General features: G+C 76.0%; 4 protein-coding genes and 1 pseudogene. 3 read left to right on the forward strand and 2 right to left on the reverse strand.

Annotated elements, in window-relative coordinates:
• Positions 1-228, reverse strand: a pseudogene (locus NH602_RS28460) (leucyl aminopeptidase); the annotation flags it as partial.
• A 210-nt stretch (positions 229-438) separates the two neighbouring features.
• On the opposite strand from NH602_RS28460, the gene NH602_RS28465 reads away from it, so the two are divergent.
• From NH602_RS28465 to NH602_RS28475, 3 genes are all read left to right on the forward strand, one after another.
• On the forward strand, positions 439-1797 hold the full coding sequence (locus tag NH602_RS28465) for an amino acid permease (protein WP_179762424.1): 1359 nt from the start codon (positions 439-441) through the stop codon (positions 1795-1797).
• A 19-nt stretch (positions 1798-1816) separates the two neighbouring features.
• The gene (gcvT, locus tag NH602_RS28470; protein ID WP_253069416.1) at positions 1817-2944 is read left to right on the forward strand and encodes a glycine cleavage system aminomethyltransferase GcvT; all 1128 of its coding nucleotides are present in this window, start codon (positions 1817-1819) and stop codon (positions 2942-2944) included.
• A 62-nt stretch (positions 2945-3006) separates the two neighbouring features.
• Complete coding sequence (locus NH602_RS28475; protein WP_179762426.1) at positions 3007-4128, forward strand: branched-chain amino acid aminotransferase; 1122 nt, start codon at positions 3007-3009, stop codon at positions 4126-4128.
• A gap of 120 nt (positions 4129-4248) precedes the next feature.
• On the opposite strand, the gene NH602_RS28480 is transcribed toward NH602_RS28475, so the two are convergent.
• On the reverse strand, positions 4249-4430 hold a 182-nt coding region (locus NH602_RS28480; protein WP_253069417.1), incomplete at its 5' end, for an adenosylcobinamide-GDP ribazoletransferase.

Raw genomic sequence — 4430 nt, forward strand, 5'->3', positions numbered from 1 at the left:
GACCTGCTCGGCCTTCCCGGTCGCGCCGACGGTGGTGAGCAGCTCCAGCAGCTCCCCGGAGAACGCCGTGTCGACGCCGGCGGCGCCCGCGGCCAGCGCCGGGCCGGTGCCGTCGGCGGCGTCGGCCGCGGGGGCGTGCAGACCGACCACGACGGCGTCGACGACCGCCTCCGGCTCGGCACCGCTGTGTGCGGCGGTCTGCGGGAGGGTCGGGACGTCGATCGGCACGGGTGGCACTCCTCGGGGTCGGACGGGAACGGTGGGTATCGGACGAGTGGCTCCAGATCGCCCGATCTCACCCTGCGTGGCCGGTGCACGCGTCCCGTCCGCCGGGTGGGTGGGGAGCCGGGTGGCGGGCAGGACGACGAGACCGGACCGAGATGGTAATGACACCCCCGCGGCGCCGCGCGGCACAGGGGTGGATGGGAAGGTGAACGGGTGCCCCGCCCCCCGTACCGGATCCCGACCGTGACCGCGGTCGTCGTCGCCCTCTCGGCGACGTTCGGTACCGGGCTGTACGCCGCGCTCGGCCCGGCGGCCGCGTCGGCGGGCACCTGGTTCCCGCTCGGGGTGCTCCTCGCCGCGCTGCTCGCGCTCGGCGTGGTCGGCTCGACCGCGCACCTGTCGCTCGCCCGCCCGGCCGGTCCGGAGCTGGCCCGCGGTGACCTGCCCGCCCCCGCACTACGGCTCGGGGCGGTCGCGCGGGTGACCTCGCGGGCCGCCGCCGGATCGGCCGCGGCGCTGGTGTTCGGCGCCTACGTGCTGCCCACCCAGCCGGTCACGATCGCGGTGGTGGCGGTGCTCGCCGTCGTCGCGGTGAACGCCTTCGGGGTGCGGATCTCGCCCGGTGCGGCGCGCGGGCTGGTGGTGGGCACGCTGCTCGCCCTGACCGTCGCGATCGTGGTGGGGCTGCGGTCGGACGGGCCGCACGCGGTGCTGTCCTCGGCGATGCCCGCCGCAGCCACCGGAGCCGGCATCGCCGGCGACGGCGCCGGGACGCCCGACGACCCGGCCGTCGCCACGCTGCAGGCCGCGATCGAGCCGGGCCCGCTCGGCGTGCTCGCCGCCGCCGGGTTCGTGTTCCTCGCCTTCACCGGGCTGTCCCGCGTCGCCGAGCTCGGGGGCAGCCTGCGGGACCCGGTGCGGGCGATCCGCCGGGCCCCCGCACTCGCCGTCGTGATCACGACGGTGCTGCTGCTCCTGCTGTCGGCGGCCCTGCTGCGCGGGCTCGGTGCGTCCGGGCTGGCGTCGGCGTCGGCCCCGCTGGCCGCGCTGATGGACACCAGCAGCAGCGCCCAGGTGGGGGTGCTGGTGCGGGTCGGTGCCGCCGCCGCGACGATCGCCGCACTGCTCGGGGCGCTGTCGCGGGCCGCGGCCGGCGCCGCCCGGCTGTCCCGCGAGGGGGAGCTGCCCGCGTTCCTGGGCCGGGGCGGGTCCCGCGGCACGCCGTGGGTGGCCGACCTGACGCTGGGGGTGCTCACCCTGGCGATGACCCTGCTGCTGTCCGCGACGACCGCGATCGTCGTCACCGTCGTCGCGGCCCTGGTCCACCACGCCGTGCTGCACGCCGCGGTGCTCCGCCTGCCGGGACGCCCGGTGCGGGCGGCGGTCGTCGCCGTCGCCGGTGGGGTGGGGTGCCTGGCCGTCGCCGCGTCGATGCCGCCGTGGCCGCTGGTCGCGACGGCCGGGGCGCTCGCCGCGGGCTGGGTGCTGTGCGCCGTCACCGCGCGGTCCCGCTCCCGCGCGGCGGCCGAGGAACCCGTGCGCCGCAGCGATCCCGAGGAACAGGCGGCCTGAGGCCGATAGGGTCGCGGGCGTGACCGACGAGCTCCTGCCCAGCCCGCTGCACGACCGGCACGTCGCCCTCGACGCCACCCTCGGCGAGTTCGGGGGGTGGTCGATGCCGATCTCCTACCCGGGCGGCACCGTCGCCGAGCACACGTCGGTCCGCGAGGCGGCGGGCCTGTTCGACGTCAGCCACCTCGGCACCGTCCCGATCTCCGGGCCGGGCGCGGCCGCGCACCTGAACGCCTGCCTGACCAACGATCTCGGCCGCATCGGCCCGGGTCGCGCCCAGTACACCCTGGCCTGCGACGACCGCGGCGGCGTCGAGGACGACATGATCGTCTACCTGGCTGCGGACGACGACCTGCTGCTCGTCCCGAACGCCGCGAACTCCACCCGGATCGTCTCCGCGCTCGCCGCCGACGCCCCGCCCGGGGTCACGATCACCGACCGGCACCGCGAACTCGCCGTGCTCGCCGTCCAGGGGCCCCGCTCCGCCGAGGCCCTGAGCGCGGCGCTCGGTGCCGTGGGGGAGGGCGTCGCGGACCTGGACTACATGGCGTTCACCGACCTCGAGGGCGGTCTGAACGACGGCGGTGTGCGGATCTGCCGCACCGGCTACACCGGCGAGCTCGGCTACGAGGTCGTCCTCGCCGCGGAGGCCGCACCGGCGATGTGGGACGCCCTGCTCGACGCCGTCCGCGCGGTCGGCGGCGGACCGTGCGGTCTCGCGGCGCGCGACACCCTGCGCACCGAGATGGGCTACCCGCTGCACGGCCACGAGCTGTCCACCGAGATCAGCCCGGTCCAGGCCGGGAGCAGCTGGGCGGTCGGCTGGGACAAGCCGGCGTTCTGGGGCCGCGACGCCCTGCTCGCCGAGCGCGCGGCGGGCCCGGCGCGGCGCCTGCGCGCGCTGCGGGCGACCGGGCGGGGTGTCCCGCGGGCGGGCATGACCGTCCTCGACGGCGAGGGCGGCAGCCCCGTCGGCGTCGTCACCTCGGGGACCTTCTCCCCGACGCTGCGCACCGGCATCGCGCTGGCTCTGGTCGACACCGCGGGTGCGGTGGCCGTCGGCGACCCACTGGTGATCGACGTCCGGGGCCGCGCGCTGCCGGTGGAGGTCGTGAAGCCGCCCCTGGTGCCCTCCCACGTGCGGTGACCCGTCCGACGGTCGGGAATCCGACTGTCTGCCGGGTGGACGCCGGAGATACCGTTCGTGTCATGAGCGCGCCGAAGTTCTCCGTGACCCGCAACCCCGCCCCGGCGTCCCCGCAGCGGCGCGCCGACGTACTGGCCGCCCCCGGCTTCGGGCGGTACATGACCGACCACATGGTGACGATCCGGTGGACCGCCGGTACCGGCTGGCACGACCCGGCGGTCGTGCCCTACGGCCCGATGACGCTGGACCCGTCCTCGATGGTCCTCCACTACGGGCAGGAGATCTTCGAGGGGCTCAAGGCCTACCGCCAGCCCGACGGTTCGATCGCGTCGTTCCGGCCCGACGCCAACGCCGCCCGGTTCGCCGGCTCCGCGCGCCGGCTCGCGATGGCCGAGCTGCCCGAGGACCTCTTCCTCGCCTCGCTGTCCGAGCTCCTCGCGGTCGACTCCGAGTGGGTGCCCGAGGCCGGCGGCGAGGACTCGCTCTACCTGCGGCCCTTCATGATCGCGACCGAGGTCGGGCTGGGGGTGCGGCCGTCGTCGGAGTACCTGTACTCGGTCATCGCCTCGCCGGCCGGTCCGTACTTCGCCGGTGGGGTCAAGCCCATGGACGTGTGGCTGGAGACCGAGTACACGCGCGCCGCGCTCGGCGGCACCGGCACCGCCAAGTGCGGCGGGAACTACGCGGCGTCGCTGCTGCCGCAGGCGGTCGGCGCCCAGCACGGCTGCGCCCAGGTCGCCTACCTCGACGCCGAGGAGCGCCAGTGGATCGACGAGATGGGCTCGAACAACCTGTTCTTCGTCTTCCGCTCCGACGACGGCTCGGTCGAGGTCGCGACGCCGGACCTGCGCGGCTCGGTGCTCGCCGGCATCACCCGGGACTCGCTGATCACGGTGGCGAAGGATCTCGGGATCTCGGTGGTCGAGCGCCGCATCTCCGGCCAGGAGTGGCTCGGTGGCGCCGCGAGCGGCGTGCTGACCGAGGTGTTCGGCTGCGGCACCGCCGCGGTGATCACCCCGATCGGGACGGTCAAGCACAGCGGCGGCGAGGTGACCGTCGGCAACGGTGAGCCCGGCCCGGTCACCCTGCAGCTGCGCGAGGCGCTGACCGCGATCCAGCGCGGCGCGGCCCCGGACCCGCACGGCTGGATGCACACCCTGGTCCCGGCCTCCGCGTCGGTCTGAGCCGTCCCCACCGCATGATCACCGGTTGTGGAGTCCTGCGCCCGCCTCGCGGACGGAACGCTCCACAACCGGTGATCATGTGGCCGTCTGCCGCGTGGACCGGCTCGATCAGGCGCCGGGTCACCCGGTGAGCGCGGCCGCCAGCACGACGAGGACGGCGGTCCCGCCCACCTCGCAGGCCGCTCCCAGCACGTCACCGCTCATCCCGCCGAACCGGCGCCGGGTGTGGCGGGCCAGCCCCACCACCAGCAGCGCCGCGAGCAGCACCGCCCCCAGCACGGCCGCCGTCGTCACGACGGGGC

Source organism: Pseudonocardia sp. McavD-2-B, from assembly GCF_024124365.1.
GTDB lineage: Bacteria > Actinomycetota > Actinomycetes > Mycobacteriales > Pseudonocardiaceae > Pseudonocardia > Pseudonocardia alni.